The 680-nt window shown below is 69.7% G+C and carries 1 protein-coding gene; it reads left to right on the plus strand.

Annotated elements, in window-relative coordinates; genetic code table 11:
• A partial coding sequence (locus I0Q12_RS16665) for a DUF456 domain-containing protein (protein ID WP_231610828.1) occupies positions 1–523 on the plus strand: 523 nt, incomplete at its 5' end.
• Positions 524–680 lie beyond the last annotated feature (157 nt).

Genomic DNA, 680 nt, shown 5'->3' on the forward strand with positions numbered 1-680 from the left:
CGGGCGAGGCCGCCTCCCTCGTGCGGCCGGTCGCACCGTGAGCGCCGGCGCGGAGGCCCTCGTCGGCCTCGCGATCCTCGTCGGCCTGTTCGGGATCGTCGTGCCGATCCTGCCGGGCACCATCCTGATCTTCGGCGCGATCCTGGTGTGGGCGATCCTCACCGGCGGGACCCCCGCGTGGGTCGTGTTCGCGATCGCGACGGTCGCCCTGGTCGTCACCGGCGTCGTGAAGTACACGTGGCCCGGCAAACGGATCCGGCAGGCGGGTGTGCCGACCCGCTCGCTCGTCGTCGGTGGGCTCGTCGGGATCGTCGGATTCTTCGTGGTGCCGGTGATCGGCCTGGTACTGGGTTTCCTGCTCGGCATGTACCTGTCCGAGGCGCAGCGGCACCGCACCCATCGCGGTGCGTGGGATTCGACGGTCGAGGCGACCAAGGCGGTCGGCCTGTCGATGCTCGTGGAACTGCTCGGCGGCCTCGTCGCCGCCGGCGCCTGGCTGTGGGCCGTGCTGTTCGTCCTCTGAGCTCAGCTCCGGACCCTTCCCCCGAAACGAGCGAACGGTACGTTCCGTCGGATCAACCGACGGAACGTACCGTTCGCTCGGAATAGAGGGGCTGTCCCTCGGTCAGGCCTTGTGGGGCTCCGACGCGCGGAACATGTCGTCACGCTCGACGACCTTC

Origin of the sequence: Rhodococcus sp. CX, from assembly GCF_015865005.1 — a bacterium.
In the GTDB taxonomy this organism is placed as follows: domain Bacteria; phylum Actinomycetota; class Actinomycetes; order Mycobacteriales; family Mycobacteriaceae; genus Rhodococcus.